We start from the raw sequence: 18510 nt of genomic DNA on the forward strand, positions 1-18510 counted from the left end.
AGATTGACGGGCGTGCCAAAGCGATGCGCGGCCTCCCAGATCACCAGCACGACGCCGATCAGAATGGCGGTGGCGTTGAGCATCGCCGCCAGAATTGTCGCGCGGCCATAGCCGAACGTGTAGCGGCTATTGCCCACGCGTTTGGCCAGAACCGTCGCGCCCCAAGCGATCAAAAGCCCCGCAACATCGGTCAGGTTATGCGCGGCATCCGCTAACAGTGCGAGCGAGCCAGTCAAGAACCCCGCCGCGCCCTCAATCAGGACATAACCTGAATTCAACCCCACAGCCCATCGAAACGCGGGTCCGAGGTCGGTTGGGGCTGCGTGCGTGTGCGCGTGATCATGCGGCATGGGTTAGTCCTTTCGCCGGATCGTGCCCGAAAGTTCGGTTGCGTCCGCTAATGTGTTGTAGATCGTGCCGTACTTCTGAAGATTGCGGTGCAAAAGATCAATCCGCTGGTCGGTCTCATCGGTTTCCACCGCGATTTCGTAGGTGATTTGCACCATCTTTGGTGGGGCGTCCTGACGCACACCGCGCAGCGAAACCTCAATTCCGCGTAGATCAAATTCCAGCATCGGAATGATCCGTTCGGTGCCCTTGAGAATACAGGCCGCAAGGCTCGCCAGCAGCATCTCGGCGGGATTAAAGGCATCCTGCCGCCCCGCCATATCGGTATCCAGAACGATGCGCGCCTCTTTTGTCATGGCCTCTGAGCCATGGCTGTCGATCCGGCGGGCGGTGACGTGATAATCCATGATATGCGTCCTTATGCAAAGTTCCAGAGCATCTTAGCGGCCATCAGCAGCAAGAGCACGGCAATCAATTTCTTGATTTGCGCGGGGTTAAGTCGGTTGTGCATGATCCGCTCTCCCAGATAGCCGCCCAAGATGGCTGCGACCGCCACAGTGGCCAGCAGTGGCCAGTTCATCGCGGTGAACGACAGATAGGTCAAAAACGCCCCCGCCGAGGAAAACGGAATAACAAAACTGATCGCGCGGGCCGATTTCTTGGCGTCATAGCCAAGCAGGATCAGCGCGGGCATCATCAGACTGCCCCCGCCCACGCCCAGCATCCCAGAGATCACCCCGACGCTACCCCCGATCAGGTAAAGCGGCCAAGAGCGGGTGTAGGTCACCAGCGTCGTGCGGCGCGAAAACAGCAGCAGCAGGGCGGCGGTAATGAGAAAGGCAATCAGCAAGCCTTCAATCACGGGGCGCGCCACAAACTGGCTGGACCAAGCGCCAATCGGCGTTGCGATCAGGATCGAGACCACAAGCGGCAGGGCAAATCGGAAATCCAGCACACCACGGCGAAAGTTCATCACCGAGGCGGTTACCGTCGAGGCGGTATTGACGAACAGCCCCAGCGATTTCGCCAGATCAATCGTCATGCCCAGCATCGAAAAGCTGGGCACAAGTGCAATCGCAGAGCCCACGCCGCCCATCGCAAATAGCGTCGACAGGATCAGCGTAAGCCCGAAATACAGGCTGTAATCGCCGAGGGTCATTTGCCTGACCTCAGCGAAAATGTCTCGGAGGTTTTGCCCTTGAGCGTGTCGGCAAGCCCCAGCAACCCGCCCATCAGGTATTTGGCGTTAAAGCCTTTCATCGCGAGATAGCTGCGCACAATGCCCGAGCGGTCGGAATTCGGACAGGCCACAACCAGCAGCTTGTCGCGGGGCAATTCATCGAGCCGTCCGGCCAACTCATCAGCGGGAATAGCCAGCCCGAATCCCATTTTCCAAACGCGGGTTTCGGACGCCACACGAATGTCGAGGAATTCACAAGTGCCCGCCTGCCATTGTTCAAGAAAAGCATCGGCGCTGATGCGCACTTCGCTCATATGGGCGGGAACGGCTTGGGCGGGGAGGAGGTCGAGGTCAGTCATCTTAGTGTTCCTTGGCAAGGTTTGCCATGTAATCGCGGGCCTTGTCGCCGCGCAGGTAGTCGACCAGCTTCAACATACCGGCCGTGAAATAGCGCGCATGATAGCCCTTGAGCGTTAGGTAAAGCCGGGCGATCTCGGCGCGGTCGTAATGGGGGCACATCGTTACGATGGTCTTGGTGTGGTCCAGCTCGTTCAGGCGGTCGGGCAACTCGTTGAGCGCAATGTGTTGGCCGATATTTACCGACCAAGCGGCATGTTCCTCGGGAAAACGGATGTCGATAAGCTGGACCTCGCCCTTGGCATAAAGATCAAGCAGCTCATCAAGGCTGATCTTCATCGCAAGGCGTTCGTCATAGTCAAAATCGCGTAGGTAGGTGTCAAAATCACGCTCCATCGGAGGCTCCTATTCGTAGGTGTTGCCCATAAGAGGGCCGCCGCGCGCCTTTGGGGGCGCGCGGGGATTTGGGGGGTGTTGCAAAGGGAAGGGGGCGGCGGTTTAGGCGCTCAGCCAGCCTGCAAGTTTCGCCGCGTCGGGCAAGCCGCCCGCATGCACCAGCTTTCCGTCAATTGCGATGCCGGGGGTCGACATCACGCCCGCCATTGCGATGGCTTTCGGGTCGGTGACTTTTTCGACCTCAACCTCGATGCCAAGGCTTGCAGCGGCGTCTTTCACCATCGCTTCAGTGGTTTCGCAACGTTTGCAGCCTGGGCCGTAGACTTTGATGGATTTCATGGGATGTCCTTTCAGAAGATAACATTAAAGAGAAAACCGACCGCCAGAATGCCGCTGGCGACGACGCCAACGAACACAGCGATCAGGCGCAGCGTCAGCACTTGGCGCAGGATGATCATTTCGGGCAGGCTGAGCGCGATCACACTCATCATAAAGGCCAGCACGGTGCCAAGCGCGGCCCCTTTTCCCAAAAGCGCCTCGACAATCGGGATGACGCCTGCGGCATTGGTATACATCGGCACGCCCATGATGACGGCGGCAGGCACAGACCACCACGCACCGGCGCCCATGATGCGCACCATCAGATCCTGAGGGACATAGCCGTGAATAAGCGCGCCCATCCCGATCCCGAGGATGATCCAGACCCAGACCTTGGAGAAAATCTCGCGCACGGCTTCGATGCCCAGACGATAGCGGTCAACCATGCTCAGGTGCTCTTCATCAACCAAAGTGGCGGTGTTGGCGCCGGAATGAATGTCACGCACCCAGTCTTGTAGCCAGCCTTCCAGATGAAGCTTGCCGATGATGAACCCGGCCACGATGGCAATGCTCAGCCCGAAGATCAGGTAAACCGCCGCCACCTGCCAGCCCACCAGTCCGACCAGCAAGACCAGCGCGACCTCATTGACCATCGGCGCGGCGATGAGAAAGGAAAACGTTACCCCCAGCGGCACCCCCGCCGACACGAAGCCGATAAACAGCGGCACCGCCGAGCACGAACAAAACGGCGTCACAATACCAAGTCCTGCGGAAAATATATTGCCCACACCTTCGCGGCGCCCCGACAGTAGTGCGCGGGTCTTTTCGGGCGAGAAAAAGCTGCGCACCACGCCCATCGCAAAGACGATCAGCGTGAGCAGCATCATCACTTTGGGCGTGTCATAAAAGAAAAATGCGATCGCCTCGCCCGTGTGGCTGTGACGCGCGATCGGAAACAGCGCGGTGATCCACTCTGAGGCCGGGATCAGTTGTTGATAAACCAGCCACCACGCTACGACAAAGGCGATGACGCCCAGATGCCAAACCCAATCGGGGCGGGGGGCGCGCTGCGGGGAACTCGTGATATCGGCGCTCATGCGGCAGCCCTTTCCTGTTTTTTGTTGGCTTCGAGAACCGCTTCGACGATCTGACGGATCTCGGGGGCCATGTCGGGGTTCAACCGATAACGCACCCATTGCGCGTCGCGCCGATCCACCACCAACCCGGCCTGGCGCAGCACCTGCATATGACGCGACATCCGGCTTTGCGTGGCATCCAGTTTCGGCATCAATTCGCAAACGCAATGCTCAGAGCCATCGGCGAGCAGAGCAATCACTCCAAGGCGGGTCGGTTCGGCAAGGGCGGATAGAACATTTAGAATCATCGGGCAATCTCCTTAATGCGCATTTGCGCATAAGCGGGAGGTGTCACCATGATCTGGATCAATCAAGCGGGGGCATATCCACGCGCCTCCCGCTGCCTGTTTACAGCGTTGCCATCCCTAGCGCAGTCGCCGCGATCTACGTTGATCGTCGCTCAAGAGCATCGCCATCTTCGCCAATGTGTAAAGGTGACGACGATGTCGCGCCATTTGCGCCATAGCTGCAAACTGTGTTCGGATAGATCGTCTGATGTTCAAAATCCGTTTACTTTTTGGTAAGGTTGATAACTTCGGGGAACCAAACCACTGCCAGAGCGGTTCCAGAACTGTCATGCGCTTGCGCAGTCGAAAGATTAAGGATTGATCATTTCGGAGACTGTCATGAGACCTTGGGATACCATTCTCGACCGTATGCTGCGCCACTTGATACGCGTTGGCACGTTGGAATTGACCTATCGCAGCGGCACGACCCGACGATACGGGAACGGCACGGGGATCCCTGTCAAAGTCACCGTTCGATCCCGCGACGCCGTCAAGAAGATCGTCGTCAACCCAGAACTGGGGGTTGGCGAGGGATACATGCTTGGCGATTATACGATCGAAAACGACGATCTGCGCGGCTTTCTGGCGCTTGCGATCCGCAATCAGACTGGCTCTGGGATGCCGTGGTTTGAAAAACCGCGCGAGGTTTCGCGGTTCTTTGGGCGCAGGTTCGCGCAGTTCAATCCGGTCAACAAGGCGCGCACCAATGTGGCGCATCATTACGACCTTTCTGGCGAACTGTATGATCTGTTTCTGGATGCGGACCGCCAATATAGCTGCGCCTATTTTGAGCATCCCGATATGACGCTGGATCAGGCGCAAGAGGCCAAGAAACGCCACATTGCCAAGAAACTTCTGCTCAAACCCGGCATGCGTGTGCTGGATATCGGCTGCGGCTGGGGCGGCATGGCGATCACGCTGGCGCGCGATTTCGGTGTCCATGTCGTGGGCGTGACGCTATCAACGGAACAACATGCGCTGGCGACGAAACGGGTGCGCGAGGCCGGGCTTGAGCATATGGTCGACATTCGCCTCACCGATTACCGCGACGTGCGCGAAACTTTTGACCGGATCGTCTCGGTCGGGATGTTTGAACATGTCGGCGTGCCCCATTACCGTGAATACTTCCGCCATGTGCGCGAGATGCTCAAGCCCGGTGGTGTGTCGCTTATTCATTTTATCGGGCGCTCGGGGCCGCGTGGCTCGACGGCCGGTTTCATCACCAAATACATCTTCCCCGGCGGCTATTGCCCGGCCATGTCCGAGGCTTCGCACGCGCTGGAACATGAGGGCTTAATCGTCACCGATCTTGAGGTCTGGCGGCTGCATTATGCCGAGACGCTGAAACATTGGTGTAAGCGGTTTGAGGCCAATCTCGACAAGGCCACGGCGCTTTATGACGAACAGTTCACCCGGATGTGGCGGTTCTATCTGATCGCCTCGGAAATGGCGTTCCGCTACGGCGGGCAAGTCGTGTTCCAATATCAACTGGCCCATGAGGTGGGCGACGTGCCGCTGACGCGCGACTACCTGTATCGCGATGACGCAGACGGACACGACAGCGCGCAAGATCAACGGATGGCTGCGGAGTAAAGCGTAAACAGTGATATACAAAAGCGATCACTAGCAGAATTCGCGCCATTCGCCATGTTTAAGCGTGATTTTTGGTGCCTTTGCGGGGGAGCTGCGGTCACTGTCGCAGTTTTGCTTCACCTCCCCGGCCAAGGGCTGGTCAGTGTCTGTGGTGTCCAAATTTTCTGCGCCCAAGATCCGCACTAATGCAGCCGGGTCGAGAACCTCGATCTCGTTTGCCATGCATTATCCCGGTGGCGCATCCAGCCCGCCATCGTGATCAGAGCTGGAAAATTCCAGCTTCCGGCGGTCCAAGGGTGGGGAGCAGAGCATAACCCCAGGGACTCCGTGCAAAGTTGGAGGAAACTTGGGGCAGGTCAGTCGCAAACTGTCATTGAGAGGTGCACTGCGCGAAAAACCGCTTGGGAAGCGGGGCTTCTCTTCCGTTCCCGTTACGCATCTATGCGAGAATCGGATACAGAAAACAATCTTGAACGAATGCGTTGACGCGCAGCATTTCTGATGGCTTCGGCCCAAACTTGAGCAAGATGGATCCGCGGCGATGTCAGGCGAAGGCCCTTTTGATCCTCCAGAAGGCTCGCTGCGCAGGTCCGTAGGACGTGGCGCGGTTGCCATTGCGCTGTCACAAATATTGCAAGTTGGCACGCAGATGGCCTCGGTCATGGTGCTCTCAAGGCTGCTATCGCCAACAGATTTCGGTTTGATGGCGATGTGCGCGCCCGTGGTGGCCCTGCTGGCGATGTTGCAGAATTTCGGTCTCGTTCAAGCCACGGTCCAAAAGAAGGATCTGAGCATAAGCGATGTGAATTTCCTGTTCTGGGTCAATCTGGGTTTCAGCCTCTTTCTGGCCGGTCTGCTTCTGGCATTTTCGCCACTGATCGCAATCTTTTATGGCGAACCGCGCGTTGGGCCGCTAATTGCGGCAATGTCCTCGACGATCGTGTTCTCAGGGCTTGGGGCGCAGCAAAGCGCAATTTTGACGCGTCGAATGCAATTTGGGCGCATCGCGATGCTCAGCGTCATTGGTGCCGTCACGACCTTGGCGGTGGCGATTGCATGGGCGCTGATCAGCCCGTCTTATTGGGCAATCTTTGCGGGCACGTTTGTGGGAACGATCGTCGCAACCGCGCTGACTTGGAGGGCGTCGGGATGGCTGCCGGGGCGACCACGGCGGGCCGACGAGATGCGGGCCTTGCTGGGGTTCGGGGCAGGGATCACCGGCTTTAACCTGACCAATTTTCTTGCGCGCAACCTTGATAATATCATGATTGGAAAGGTTTGGGGCAGCGTCGAGCTTGGCTATTACGACCGCGCCTACAAGCTGCTGCTTTTTCCGCTGCGACAGGTCTCAAACCCGTTGTCGCGCGTTATGATCCCGGCGCTATCGCGACTGCTTGACGAACCGCATCGCTATCGTCACGCCTATCTGCGCGTGCTGAACCTGTCGCTGTTGCTGATCCTGCCCGGGGTCGCTTGGGCCGCAGCGCTGGCAGACACCCTGATACCGTTCCTGCTGGGCGAGCAGTGGCGCGCGAGTGCGCCGATCTTCATGGCGCTTGGCTTTGCGGGGCTGGTGCAGCCGCTGAATAACCCGGCGGGGTGGTTGTTTATCAGTCAGGCACGCTCGAAAGACTACATGATCTGGGGGTTCGTCACCGCCGGGATTGCGATCACCGCCTTTGCCTGTGGGATCTATTGGGGGGCTTTGGGCGTGGCGATTGCCTATGCGATCAGCGAATATCTCAAAACCGTGCCGCTTTGGCGCTATATCTCGCGCCAAGGTCCGGTCAAGTCGCGCGATATCATGCGATCTTGCGGCCCGTTCATGCTGGCGGGGCATCTCAGTCTTGGAGCGGTGTGGTTGCTGCGCGATCAGATCGGCAATTCGACGCTTACGGTGCTGCTGAGTAATCTGGTTCTTTCCTACGCTTTGTTTATGTTGGCTTTGCTGCCCAGTGCGGCGGGGCGCGCGACGCTGCGCGAGGTGGCGGAACTTGTAAAAGGTCAGTGGAGCAAATTGCGTCCAAGCTGAGCCCTAGCCAGTCGGACAAAAGGGCTGCTTTCGAGATGAGAGGAAGATGCGCGATGCAGTATCGCTCTATTGCTGATATGAACGACGCCATTGTGCACGCAATGCACCGCCTGCCGCGTGATCTTGATCTGGTTGTCGGTGTGCCGCGAAGTGGAATGATTGCAGCGCAATTTATCGCGTTGCTGGCCAATATCCGGCTAAGCGATCTTGATAGCTACCTTGCGGGACGGGTCTATTCCTCGGGCGCGACCAAGGCTGCGGGAATGCGGCCCGACGGGCAGGGCGCGCGGCGTGTTCTAGTGGTGGATGACAGCATCAACGGTGGCACTGCAATGGCGCAGGCGCGGGCGCGCGTTGAAGCGGCTAATCCGGGCGATGAGGTGATCTTTGGGGCCGTTTATGGCTCCAAACCCCACCATCCCGAAGCGGACCTCGTGTTTGAGACCGTGCCATGGCCGCGTCTTTTCCAGTGGAATTTCATGCACCACAAGCTGCTGAAGAACAGTTGCATCGATATCGACGGCGTCTTGTGCCATGATCCCACGAGCGCCGAAAACGACGATGGCGCGGCCTATTTGCGGTTTCTAAGCGAGGCGCGCCCGCTCTATCAAATGAGTCGCCCGCTGGGCACTTTGGTGACAAGCCGACTGGAGAAATATCGCCCACAAACGGAAAGCTGGTTGGCGGCGCAAGGGCTGCGCTATGACCGTCTCGTTATGCTGGATCTGCCCAGCAAGGCCGAACGCCAGCGCCTTGGCGCGCATGGGGATTTCAAGGGTGCCCAGTATCGTGACAGCGATGCGATCTTGTTTATCGAAAGCGAAAACCGCCAAGCGATGCGCATCGCGGAAGTCTCCGGAAAGCCGGTGCTGTGCCTGCAAACGCATCGCCTGATTGAACCCTCGCAGGCCGCAGTCGTGGACGCGGGCCTGCGCGATGAGGCTCGCCCTGCGCGCCGGATCCTCAAGAAAGCCGCCTATAGCCTGCTGGGGCAACGACGGATGCTCAAGCTTAAGCAGCGGTTGGGGCGTTAAGCATCCTGCGTTGCGGCGTGCAAGACATCTAGTAGCGTGTCAATTTGGTGATCAGCGTCGATCTCGGGGCGCTGGGAATGGGCGCGCGCGGCCTCTGAGAGCGCTGCGTAATGTGCCGGGTCATCCCAAAACCTGCGTAGGGCGGCGACCCAATCATCAAGCGGTGCGTCGATATCAAGGATGGTGCCACCGGGACCGATGGCTTCGGGCAGACCGCCACGACTAGACCCAAGGACCGGGATCGCACTGAATTGCGCCTCGGTGGCGACCCGGCCCCATGCCTCTTCCCAAACGCTTGGCGCAAGCAGGACTTTTGCCTTGCTATAAACCGTTTTCATATCATTCGTGCGCGCGCGCAGCGTGACATTGGGTGTTTTGGCGATACGGGTGGTGATCCAGTCGCGCAGCTCGTCGTTGATCAACCAGCTTTCGCAAAAGGTGAACGGAATGTCGGGGCAGCGCTCGGCGATGTCAAACGCCAGATCGCGTCCTTTGACCGGGTAGGGATTGATAAAGGTCACCGTTTCGCGCGTGCTTGGCGTTTCATATAAAGAGCGCTGCACGAGGGGCGGGATAACCGTCGACTGAACGCCGAATTGGCGCTGATACTTTGCCGCTGTAAAGGCGGAGTTCGCGATGTGATGGGCGCTGTTCAGATCCGCCGGATCACCTGCGAGATCGTCAAATTCCACGTGGCGAAAATACAGCACGACGGGCACGCCCGCTGCCTCAAGGCTTTTGGCGATTTTCACCGTCTCGCCGCTTTGAACCACGGCGACATCAGGGCGAAACCGCGTGACCACTTCGCCTGCATCCGTCGGGTCCCAAGCGCGATACACCGCCAGACCCATCCTAGTGTCGCGCGAAAACCGATTGCGCCCGATCCGCCGTTTTATCCGCGAGTCCAGCTCGGTCCAGCCCCCGCCGATTAACTTGCTCATCACCCCCACCTCATGCCCGCGCGCGATGAGCGCATTGGCAAGTTGCATCGTGCTGGACTGCACGCCGCCCGAGTTTTGCGGCAAAAATGCCTTTCCAGAGGTAAATAGAATACGCATTTCAAGACCTTTCGGAGTACGTTTGCGCGCCGATGATCTTGAGAAGCGCGGCGATCTGGGCGTCGCTGTTCAGCTCGGGGCGTTGGGAATAGGTGCGCGCGGCGCTTGATACCGCAGCGTAATGATCGGCATCACTCCAAAGGCGCTGGATCGCGTCCACCCAAGGTTCAATCGGGCCGTCAGGATCAAGAATGACGCCACCGGGGCCAATAGCCTCGGGCAGACCGCCACGGTTGCTACCGACGACGGGGATCGCGCTGACATGGGCCTCTGCGGCGATCCGCCCAAACGCCTCGTCCCAGCGGCTTGGCGCCAGAATGATCGCGGCATCGGCATAGATCGGGCGCATGTCACGCACCGGCTCGCGCAGGGTGACATTTGCGAGCGACGCGGTTGCCGAGCGCAGTGCGGTGTCCTCTTGCGCGGACAGTTTCCACGCCTTGATAAATACGAACGGAATGTCGGGGCAGCGTTTGGCGATGGCAAGCGCGACATCGACGCCTTTATGCGCGTGAGGGTTCACAAAAGTCACGTTGCGGCGTGCTGGGGTCACCCGGTAACGCGCGCCCTCAATGAGCGGTAGCACCACCTGCGCCTCAAGGCCGTCGGTTTGGGCGAAATGCCGGGCTGTGAACTGTGAATTGGCGATGAACTGCGTCTTGCTGAGCGTGCCGGGGGCACCGCCCAGATCGTCTTGCTCGACATTGCGAAGATAAATGAAGGTGCGAACCGCATCGCGGTCAATCGCGCGCGCCATTCGCACCGGAAAACCAGATTGCAGGATCGCGACATCAGCTTTGAAATCGCGCGCAACGGCGGCTACGGCTGTCTCAGGAAACCAGGTGCGATAGACGGGGTATCCCATCACATCGTCGCGCATATAGGCTCGCCCCAGTTTCAGCCCGACGCGCGCGCGCAATCCCGTCCAGCCCTCACCGGTCAACCCCGCCAGCACGGCGACGGGATATCCAGCCGCGCGCAGGCGAATTACTAGCTCGTGCGTGCTGGATTGCGCGCCGCCATGTAGCTGCGGAAGGTAAGGGTGGGCGCTGCCAAACAGGATGCGCGTCGGTGTGTTAGGCATCAGCTGAACACCGTAAAGAGATTGATGCAAGCCGCATCGTCCAGATACGACACCGGAGCGCGATCCGTTCTGAGCTGGGCGGAAATAGGCCCCACCCTTAGCGTGGCATGTTGCGATTGCGAGGGGCGAATGCCGCGATAGGCGGTTTGCTCGCCGATCACGGCAATTCGTTTTACCGAGGATTGCGCAAGCAACCCTTGCAGAGAAAAGGCCACGCCAAAATCCGAGCCTGGGATATTCACATCGAAACTCTCTTCCTCGACTGCTTGCGGCGCCATGTTTAGCACGGCCAAGAGACCAAAGACCGATCAGAACACCGCCACCATATCGAGCGTGAACTCATAAGTGGCTCGGCGCTGGGTAGCCCGAAAACGAGTTGCGGCGACCAGCGCGTCTGCTGCTTAACCTCGCAAATATGCGTGACAGGGTTTGGTTGTGTCATCATCAGTCACCACGCATTTTTTGTTCGCCGGCTCACATCGCCGGTGTCAGAGTGTCTTTAGTGAGCCTGCCTGCGGGCAATGTTTCAAGCGCACCGACGATTCCTGTTTAAGTTGTGCACAAAAATTCACACAATTCTGGCGCGAATTCGCCGATACGATTTGTAGACAAGCGGTTTTTAGCTGCGCTGCGGCATGTTTTGCTGCGAGAGTGAACAAAACGTTACATCGGGTGTTAGGGTGTGACCTCTGAACGAGCCTCTCGCGTGATTCCCATGCAGTAATCTGCGGAAAATATGCAGGCGTTTCGTTTGGTAGGTCGTGCTTTTTCTTGATGCGTCTTGTGGTTTGGCGCTCTGTCAGACCATCTGATTGATCAGGTGCGATCATTGAAGCGATCCGGTGACACCTTGTCCGATGGGAGCAGGGCAGAGTGTAATTTTGAATGATTGCGGCGCAGACCGTTTGGTGGCGAACGCGATATGACGGACAATGATATGGGGGCCAAAATATGCCAAGTAGAGCCTTACGTTTCTTGACGACGTCGGCGGCTGAACAGGGGCGTTTCAGACTCGCGACGCCGACGAAAACTCTGAGTCACGGATGCAAGCCTTCCAGTGTGCCTACAAAGCGCTTGATGGATATCTGTGTGGCTGCGATTGCGATTATTCTCTTTTCGCCGCTGCTCCTTTGTGTCGCGATCATGGTCTGGCTGACCTCGCCCGGGCCGGTGTTTTATGGCCATGAACGGGTTGGCTACGGCGGACGGGTCTTTCGCTGCTGGAAATTCAGATCAATGGTTGTCGATGCCGATCTTGCGCTGGCGCATCATCTGGCGCAGTCCGCCGCTGCCCGGCGTGAGTGGGAGGAGACTTGCAAGCTGCGCAACGACCCACGCATCACTGCGATCGGTCAGGTCCTGAGAGCGGCGAGCATTGACGAACTGCCCCAGCTATTCAACGTATTGGTAGGGGATATGAGCCTTGTAGGTCCGCGCCCTGTCGCCAAGAAGGAGCTCGCGCGCTACGGTCGTTCGTCGCGCCACTATCTTAGTGTGCGCCCCGGTATAACTGGTTTGTGGCAAGTCAGCGGGCGCAGCAAGACGAATTATTTCCGGCGTGTCGCGCTGGATCGCGCATATGTGCAAAATTGCGGCATCGGCCTAGATCTGAAAATCTTGATGCGCACTGTCCCGACCGTGCTGAAGGCGGATGGCTCTTGGTAAGCAGAAGCCGTGCCATTTTGCGTCCAGGGTGCATTTTTGCGCTGTTGGGCGCCATCGCGATCTGGCTGAGTGTTACGACGCAAAGTCTTGCGCAGGAATTCCGGCTTGCCCCGCTGGATCAGGTCAGCTTGCGTGTGCTCGACTGGAACCCGATTGAAGAAACCGTGCGGGGTTGGGTCGATCTGTCGGGTGAGTATCACTTGGATGAAACCGGCCATTTGATGATCCCTTTTGTCGGAAAGGTCGCAGCCGAAGGCAAGACGCTGGACGAAGTCGGCACGTTGATCTCTCAAAAGCTGCGCGAACGCTTTGCACTTAGCGAAGCGCCCGATGCGACCCTCGATTTCATTGGCGTAAGAACCCTCACGGTCGGCGGCTATGTACGTGAACCCGGATCCGTCGCCTATCACCCCGGCATGACGGTGCGCCATGCGATTGCGTTGGCGGGCGGGCTGGAAGATTTGCTCAACCCCGGCACATCAGCCTTTCGCGACTATATTTCGAACCAAGGCGATCTGCGCCTCGCCCTTGATCGCCAGCAGCGCCAGCTTGCCGTGCTCGCAAGGCTCAACGCCGAACGCGACGGGGCCGAAGACATATCGGTTCCCGCGAAGCTGGCAAATCCAGATGGGCAGGCGCTGATTAAAGAGCAGACCGAAATTATGCAGCGGCGCCGCGCCCGGCTTGCCTCAGAGCGCGAAGCATTGGGCGAGCAAACCGATTTGCTTGAGGCGGAAATTGCCTCGCTTACCCATAAAACCGCGGCGCTGGAGCGACAGCGCGAACTGGCTGAAGAAACCCGTGAAACCGCGCGCAGCTTGGCCAAGCGTGGGCTGGTCAATAACGACCGGTTGATAGACGCGGAAAACACGCTGATCTCGGTAGAGAACCAACTTCTGGACACTTCGACGGCAATTTTGCGCGCGCGTCAGGCTGTCTCATCGACCCGACGCGAGCTTGAGGTGCTGATATCTGGCTGGACGTCGGATGTGATCGACCAGATCCAGACCGTCAGCGCCGAATCCGCCGAAACACTCGAACGCATCACCACGATCTTGCACTTGCTAGACGATGACTCCGCGCAACTGGCATTGTTGGAAGGGGCATCAATCACGAATGAGCAGGTCATTCCCGATCCGGTCGTCACGCTTTATCGTCAGGGCCGGGACGGGGTTCAGGCAGTGCAGTCTGACCTTGATACGCGGGTTCAACCGCGAGATCTGGTGGATATTGGGATCAGTGTCCCCAAGCGCGCGATGAAGCGTCCGCTCCCCGAGCGCCGCAGCAGCATCGACTAGAGGCTTCCGCTGGGCGAAGAGGGGCTTTGAGGCGGATCTTGGCGACGTCGAAAAAAGCGCGGAGTTGTTGCGGGCATCGGCCAAAGCGTCGCGTCTGACAGGGCGTGTTCGCGAGGGGCGTAACGGCGCGCAACACTCAGACTGGCACGTCCCTGCGCGGCGATCACGAAGATCAGCATGGTCATGATCTGGAATTGTTGAAAACCGACCACCTCGACCAGACTCATCACACTGAGCAGCACCATCAACATTGCGGCGAACAGCGTCTGCGCGCTTGCAACTCGGAGCACACGCCACAGCGACGTGACCAGTGCGACCAGAAAAATGGCGCCTTGCAGCACGACCCCGATAATCCCGATCTCTACCGCATTCGACAACCATGTGTTGTGGAAGTGGAACCCGGTTTTCGAGGCGATGCCAAACTCGCGCCACAGGCTTTCTGCCAGCGGGTTCCCAAGCACCCACACCGCCTGATAGCCCTGACCCTCTAGCGGATGACGGGCAATTTCGGAAAGCGCTGTCTGCCACAGATAGGTGCGTCCTGTTAGCGTGACATCCTTACCGCTGACCTCAAAAACCCATGCCAAAACCGCGTCTTCATTGGCCCATGCCAGCAACAGTGCCGAAAGGATGATCAACAAAATCAAGCCAAGCGCAAGCAATCTATAGCGGCGCGGCAACCGGCGCATGAACCCAAAAACGATGCCCGAGACCACTGCCAGCAATGCGCCAGATAGCCAACCAACGGAATTGGCCATCACCAGCAATAGTAAGCCCGGCAGCACCGAAACCAGCCCGGCAATGCGCCAGACCCGTGTTCCGTCCCGTCCCAGACCAAGCGCCATTCCCGTCACGACAAATAGCGCCGTCACCTGAGCGAGCGCGTTCTTGCTGCCGTAGATTCCAAGAAATCCAGCCCCGTCCAGCCGCTCTCGCCCCAGCACAAAGCTGGCAAGCGCAGCGAGGGCCAAGGCCATAAACAAGGTTCGCAACAGCGTTCTAGGCTGCAGGCGTTGGGCGATGACCAGCGCGATCACACTGGTCAAACCAAGCTGTATCCCATAGCGTAACGACAGCGCGGGGTGGGTCGACCACAAGACGCTCAAGACACACCACATCGGTAACAGCAATATCCATCCGTCGCGCCAGATTGCGCCAAGATTGGCATGTGGGCGGCGCGCTAACAGGGCTAAACCGGCAGACAGGAACAACAGCGCGCCCAATGAGCCGAGCCGGAATATGAACAGCACGGCGAGAAAGGCCACGAAGGCCAGCACCGGATCTACGCGAATAGCCAAGCATCCCGACGCGATTGACCGGGCTGGCGCGGCCGTCATTCTGCCTTTGCCTGCGCGCACAGAACTGACGCGTCAAACTGGCACCCTGCGCCGGGCGCGGTCCACGCGATCCAGTCGATTTCCATTTCCAGCGCCCGGCCAGGATCGGAAAACGACCCCATCCAATCGGTCAGCGTATCGCTGCTCCAATGGCTCAGAAAAAGTTTCTGCGCGTGATTTGGCAGCGGACCGCCTGCCGTTTCATGCACCTGTTCCCCATCAATAAACCAACGAATCCGATCTGGCTCCCAGATCACCGAATAGGTGTGAAAGGCTTCATCTGCCGGTGGTGAGACGGGCACGGTCTTGCCGTTATGCATCTTGCCGTCGACAAAGGTGTTAAAGCTGACCTTGCCGGGATCGCGCGTCAGAATTTCCACGTCGATTTCGTCATGTGGCTTGTCGTGAACCTCACCGATATAGGAAAATAGCGCGGCATTGACGCCCGATGCGCGATCGCTGCGCAGCCGCGCCTCAAATGTGCCGTATTGGTAGGTGGCTTTTGTCTGCACCTCGCTGCAGATATAGGGGCGCGCGTCGTTGTCGCTTGCTCGTAGCATCAAGACCAGCTTGCCATCGCGCAGATCCACGGCATCTTTGGACCACCAGCAATTTTGATGATCCCCGTTGGTCCATCCATCCGAGACATACCATCGCGATCTATCGAAACGCTCGAACCCATCATAGAAACTGTCCTGTGCGCTGGCCTGAGCGGCACCGATCAGCGCGCCCCCAAAGATGGAGGCTGCGATAGCCGAATTCGCGATAGATTTTCGTTGATGTTTCAACACTCGCCCTCGCTCAGTGACCGTTGCAACCTTGATCGCATATTGGCCGACATAAGTTTAGGTTTGCCTTGGCAAGCCTTGTTTCACTAGCGGATTTCAGCCGAATTATCCGCGCGCCGAAGTTCGGACGGGACTTGGCTGGCATTTGCGCGCACCCTGTCTTTATTGCCGGGAAAAGGAGGGCAGCCAACTCATGACCGACAGATCCGTTCGATCTTTTCAACCGGTGCCGAATCTCGTTTCGGTGGTGATGGCCAATTTTCGCGGCGCAAGATATCTTGAGGCCGCCATGCGCTCGGTTTTGGCTCAGACGCATCGCAAGCTAGAGTTGATCGTGTCCGATGACGCCTCCGATGATGACAGCTGCGCGATTGTGGAAAACCTTGCGGCGCGCGATCCACGTATCCGCCTGATTGAGGCGCAGTTTCAAGGCGGGCCGGCGCGGGTGCGCAATCTGGCGTTGGCGGCGGCGCGCGGCGAGTGGATTGCGATTGTCGATTCTGATGATTTGCTGGAGCCCGATCGATTGAGCGCAATGCTGGAGGCGGCCGACGCGTTGAACGCCAATATTGTGGCCGATGACATGGTGCCTTTCGGCGACGTGGCTGGTGCCACTGAAACGATGTTTGGTGACACGCTGACATCCGGCCAACGAATTATTTCTGCAATAGACATGATAACGTCGGAATGGCCCGATAGCCCGCAAACCCCGCTTGGTTATCTCAAGCCAGTGATCCATCGCACCGCGCTTGGGGCTTTGCGCTATGACGAGACGCTGCGCAATGGCGAGGATTTCGATCTGTATCTTCGCTTGTTATTGGGCGGAGCGCGGTTCGCCCTGATACCGCAAGCGAGCTATCATTATCGCCGCCATAGCGCCGCGATTTCGCATCGCTTGTCTGTCGACGTGCTTAAGCCGCTGCTGGAGGCGCATGATCGGCTTGTGCGCCAGCAAAGTGATGCGCCCCCCAAGATCGCCAAGCTCCTGCGCAAGCGACGCGTAAGGCTGGTTCGCTCGCTGCGCTATGCTCGGCTTGTCAGGGCAATCAAATCCGGCAATGCCAGACAGGCGTTGCTGCTGCTCGGCAAGCATCCGGTTTTGGTGTCGGATCTGGTCGAAAGCCTGCGCGACCGCCGTAAACGCAGTCAGGCGCGCCTGCGTCAGTCATCTGGCGAAAGCAGCAGCCGGTAGTTTTCGTTATTCAAACTGTGTCGATCGCGCCGAAGCGGGGCCAGCTTGTCGCGTGCGATGGCGGCCATGATACGGCCCAGTTGCCCGCCATCGACAAGCGTCCCGCGCAGCGCAGCGATCAAGCCTTGCGACGCCTTGCGGTCCAGAAAAACGCGATGCTCTAGTTTGGTGCGCAGCTCGCCACGATAGGCACGCATTGCCGCGCGTTCTGGCGCGCCAGCAGTGTTTTCATGACGTGCAATCGCGCCATGTAATGCGGCAAGATCGCCCGTGGCATGGCGCGCGCTTAGCGAACCCTCGCGAATGATCGCGCCGTAACCCGCCTGACGCGTGAGGCGGAATCGCGCGCCTGCAAGCAGTATGCGCACATAGAGATCGTAGTCCTCTCCCAGACGCAGGGTTTCGTCATAACGCAGCTTGTGTTTCTCAAGAAAGATTTTAGATATCAGAGGTTTGAGAAATCCCATCTCACCGCGCGCATAATCGCGCGAGGCCAGATTGCCGCGAATAAAACGTGCAGTGTCGAGTGTCTCAAAACCTTGTGTTGCCCCCGAAAGGGTTGCGAAATCAAGCGTATCGGCGCGGCTCTCAGAGAGGAAAACGACATTATCGGCGATCATGTCCCAATCTGGCTCGCCAAGTAGCCTCGACAGACGACCGGGTGCAAAGAAATCGTCCGAATCAAGAATGGCGAGCAGATCGCCCGCCGCGAGATCAATCGCGCGATTGCGCGCCCCCGCTGGGCCGGCATTCACATCAAGCCCCAGCAGACGAACCCGTCGATCGTGTGCGGCCCACTCTGCGACGCAGGCCCGCGTTTCATCTTGTGAGGCATCGTCGACAACAATGACTTCCGCCGTCTCTGGCTGGCTAAGCGCAGAGGCTATCGCGCGTCCGATCGTTTGGGCGCAATCATGGGCTGCGATGAGAACACTGACGGAGGGATTGCTCATAAGTGCGACCGCATAGCGGCTATTTGGGGCTGGTATTGTTGCCGTTCAGGTCGGTGCTGGTGTCTTGTTTTTGCGACCGTTCGAACTTGGGTTGATCTTGTTGTGTCTTCGCGCGCGACGCGAGTGCGCGCAGCGCGATCAAGCCCGCATAAAGCAGCTGCGACACTATCATGACGCTGACCCCAAGCCCGATGCAGGCCCAGCCTCCCAAGCCGAGGAACGCGCCAACGATACCCGTCGCGAAAGACGCGATAAACATCCCGATCGTAAAAGCGCCTATACCCACGGTCCCAATACTTCCCTGCAGTCCAAAACACCTGATGCGACGGACACTCTTGATCCTTAGCATCTTGGAGGGCGTCGAAATAGCCATTCTTGAAACATGACGGGCGGGGCGCGTCAATATTGGGCCAGTTAAGCCCGTTGCGCCAAAAATATCGGGCGATTGGGGGAG

21 protein-coding genes are annotated in these 18510 nt (G+C 58.4%); 6 read left to right on the forward strand and 15 right to left on the reverse strand.

Annotated elements, in window-relative coordinates:
• From ACN0SD_RS16540 to ACN0SD_RS16575, 8 genes are all read right to left on the reverse strand, one after another.
• The coding region (locus tag ACN0SD_RS16540) for a cation diffusion facilitator family transporter (RefSeq protein WP_417809329.1) at nt 1–350 on the reverse strand (350 nt) is incomplete at its 3' end.
• Between the two features lie 3 nt (nt 351–353).
• Complete coding sequence (locus tag ACN0SD_RS16545) at nt 354–755, reverse strand: OsmC family protein (RefSeq protein ID WP_417809330.1); 402 nt, start codon at nt 753–755, stop codon at nt 354–356.
• A gap of 11 nt (nt 756–766) precedes the next feature.
• Nucleotides 767–1507 (reverse strand): sulfite exporter TauE/SafE family protein, encoded by a 741-nt coding sequence (locus ACN0SD_RS16550; RefSeq protein ID WP_417809331.1) that lies wholly within the window; start codon nt 1505–1507, stop codon nt 767–769.
• Entirely contained in the window at nt 1504–1887 is a 384-nt protein-coding gene (locus ACN0SD_RS16555) for a rhodanese-like domain-containing protein (protein ID WP_417809332.1), read from the reverse strand. The genes ACN0SD_RS16550 and ACN0SD_RS16555 overlap by 4 nt, the downstream gene beginning before the upstream one ends.
• A gap of 1 nt (nt 1888) precedes the next feature.
• On the reverse strand, nt 1889–2281 hold the full coding sequence (locus ACN0SD_RS16560; RefSeq protein WP_417809333.1) for a rhodanese-like domain-containing protein: 393 nt from the start codon (nt 2279–2281) through the stop codon (nt 1889–1891).
• A gap of 102 nt (nt 2282–2383) precedes the next feature.
• Nucleotides 2384–2620: a thioredoxin family protein gene (locus ACN0SD_RS16565; RefSeq protein ID WP_417809334.1), complete on the reverse strand. Its 237-nt coding sequence runs from the start codon at nt 2618–2620 to the stop codon at nt 2384–2386.
• 11 nt (nt 2621–2631) lie between these two features.
• On the reverse strand, nt 2632–3696 hold the full coding sequence (locus tag ACN0SD_RS16570) for a permease (protein ID WP_417809335.1): 1065 nt from the start codon (nt 3694–3696) through the stop codon (nt 2632–2634).
• Complete coding sequence (locus ACN0SD_RS16575) at nt 3693–3983, reverse strand: ArsR/SmtB family transcription factor (RefSeq protein ID WP_417809336.1); 291 nt, start codon at nt 3981–3983, stop codon at nt 3693–3695. Before ACN0SD_RS16575 ends, ACN0SD_RS16570 begins: the two co-directional genes overlap by 4 nt.
• 378 nt (nt 3984–4361) lie before the next feature.
• Between ACN0SD_RS16575 and ACN0SD_RS16580 the strand changes: the two genes are divergently transcribed.
• From ACN0SD_RS16580 to ACN0SD_RS16590, 3 genes are all read left to right on the forward strand, one after another.
• Nucleotides 4362–5615 (forward strand): class I SAM-dependent methyltransferase, encoded by a 1254-nt coding sequence (locus ACN0SD_RS16580; protein WP_417809337.1) that lies wholly within the window; start codon nt 4362–4364, stop codon nt 5613–5615.
• 541 nt (nt 5616–6156) lie between these two features.
• On the forward strand, nt 6157–7647 hold the full coding sequence (locus ACN0SD_RS16585) for a lipopolysaccharide biosynthesis protein (RefSeq protein WP_417809338.1): 1491 nt from the start codon (nt 6157–6159) through the stop codon (nt 7645–7647).
• Between the two features lie 53 nt (nt 7648–7700).
• On the forward strand, nt 7701–8681 hold the full coding sequence (locus tag ACN0SD_RS16590) for a phosphoribosyltransferase (RefSeq protein ID WP_417809339.1): 981 nt from the start codon (nt 7701–7703) through the stop codon (nt 8679–8681).
• Here the strand turns inward: ACN0SD_RS16590 and ACN0SD_RS16595 are convergent.
• Genes ACN0SD_RS16595 through ACN0SD_RS16605 form a run of 3 tightly spaced genes read right to left on the reverse strand, consistent with a single transcriptional unit; the run spans nt 8678 to nt 11101 of the window.
• Nucleotides 8678–9739, reverse strand: a complete 1062-nt coding sequence (locus ACN0SD_RS16595; RefSeq protein ID WP_417809340.1) for a glycosyltransferase — start codon at nt 9737–9739, stop codon at nt 8678–8680. The genes ACN0SD_RS16590 and ACN0SD_RS16595 overlap by 4 nt on opposite strands.
• 1 nt (nt 9740) lies before the next feature.
• Nucleotides 9741–10823, reverse strand: a complete 1083-nt coding sequence (locus ACN0SD_RS16600; protein ID WP_417809341.1) for a glycosyltransferase — start codon at nt 10821–10823, stop codon at nt 9741–9743.
• The gene (locus ACN0SD_RS16605) at nt 10823–11101 is read right to left on the reverse strand and encodes a hypothetical protein (RefSeq protein WP_417809342.1); all 279 of its coding nucleotides are present in this window, start codon (nt 11099–11101) and stop codon (nt 10823–10825) included. Before ACN0SD_RS16605 ends, ACN0SD_RS16600 begins: the two co-directional genes overlap by 1 nt.
• Nucleotides 11102–11900: 799 nt before the next feature.
• Between ACN0SD_RS16605 and ACN0SD_RS16610 the strand changes: the two genes are divergently transcribed.
• The gene (locus tag ACN0SD_RS16610; RefSeq protein ID WP_417809343.1) at nt 11901–12488 is read left to right on the forward strand and encodes a sugar transferase; all 588 of its coding nucleotides are present in this window, start codon (nt 11901–11903) and stop codon (nt 12486–12488) included.
• Nucleotides 12482–13786 carry a polysaccharide biosynthesis/export family protein gene (locus ACN0SD_RS16615; RefSeq protein WP_417809344.1) on the forward strand — a complete coding sequence of 435 codons (1305 nt, stop codon included), beginning with the start codon at nt 12482–12484 and terminating at the stop codon, nt 13784–13786. The genes ACN0SD_RS16610 and ACN0SD_RS16615 overlap by 7 nt, the downstream gene beginning before the upstream one ends.
• Here the strand turns inward: ACN0SD_RS16615 and ACN0SD_RS16620 are convergent.
• The gene (locus ACN0SD_RS16620) at nt 13783–15084 is read right to left on the reverse strand and encodes an O-antigen ligase family protein (RefSeq protein ID WP_417809345.1); all 1302 of its coding nucleotides are present in this window, start codon (nt 15082–15084) and stop codon (nt 13783–13785) included. The genes ACN0SD_RS16615 and ACN0SD_RS16620 overlap by 4 nt on opposite strands.
• A gap of 35 nt (nt 15085–15119) precedes the next feature.
• Complete coding sequence (locus ACN0SD_RS16625) at nt 15120–15911, reverse strand: family 16 glycosylhydrolase (RefSeq protein ID WP_417809346.1); 792 nt, start codon at nt 15909–15911, stop codon at nt 15120–15122.
• Nucleotides 15912–16104: 193 nt separating this feature from the next.
• On the opposite strand from ACN0SD_RS16625, the gene ACN0SD_RS16630 reads away from it, so the two are divergent.
• Nucleotides 16105–17103 (forward strand): glycosyltransferase family 2 protein, encoded by a 999-nt coding sequence (locus ACN0SD_RS16630; protein WP_417809347.1) that lies wholly within the window; start codon nt 16105–16107, stop codon nt 17101–17103.
• Here ACN0SD_RS16630 and ACN0SD_RS16635 read toward each other — a convergent pair.
• The gene (locus tag ACN0SD_RS16635; RefSeq protein ID WP_417809348.1) at nt 17073–18056 is read right to left on the reverse strand and encodes a glycosyltransferase family 2 protein; all 984 of its coding nucleotides are present in this window, start codon (nt 18054–18056) and stop codon (nt 17073–17075) included. The two genes, ACN0SD_RS16630 and ACN0SD_RS16635, sit on opposite strands and share 31 nt — an antisense overlap.
• 19 nt (nt 18057–18075) lie before the next feature.
• Entirely contained in the window at nt 18076–18429 is a 354-nt protein-coding gene (locus ACN0SD_RS16640; RefSeq protein ID WP_417809349.1) for a hypothetical protein, read from the reverse strand.
• Nucleotides 18430–18510 lie beyond the last annotated feature (81 nt).

The organism is Thioclava sp. (assembly GCF_048263065.1).
GTDB lineage: Bacteria > Pseudomonadota > Alphaproteobacteria > Rhodobacterales > Rhodobacteraceae > Thioclava.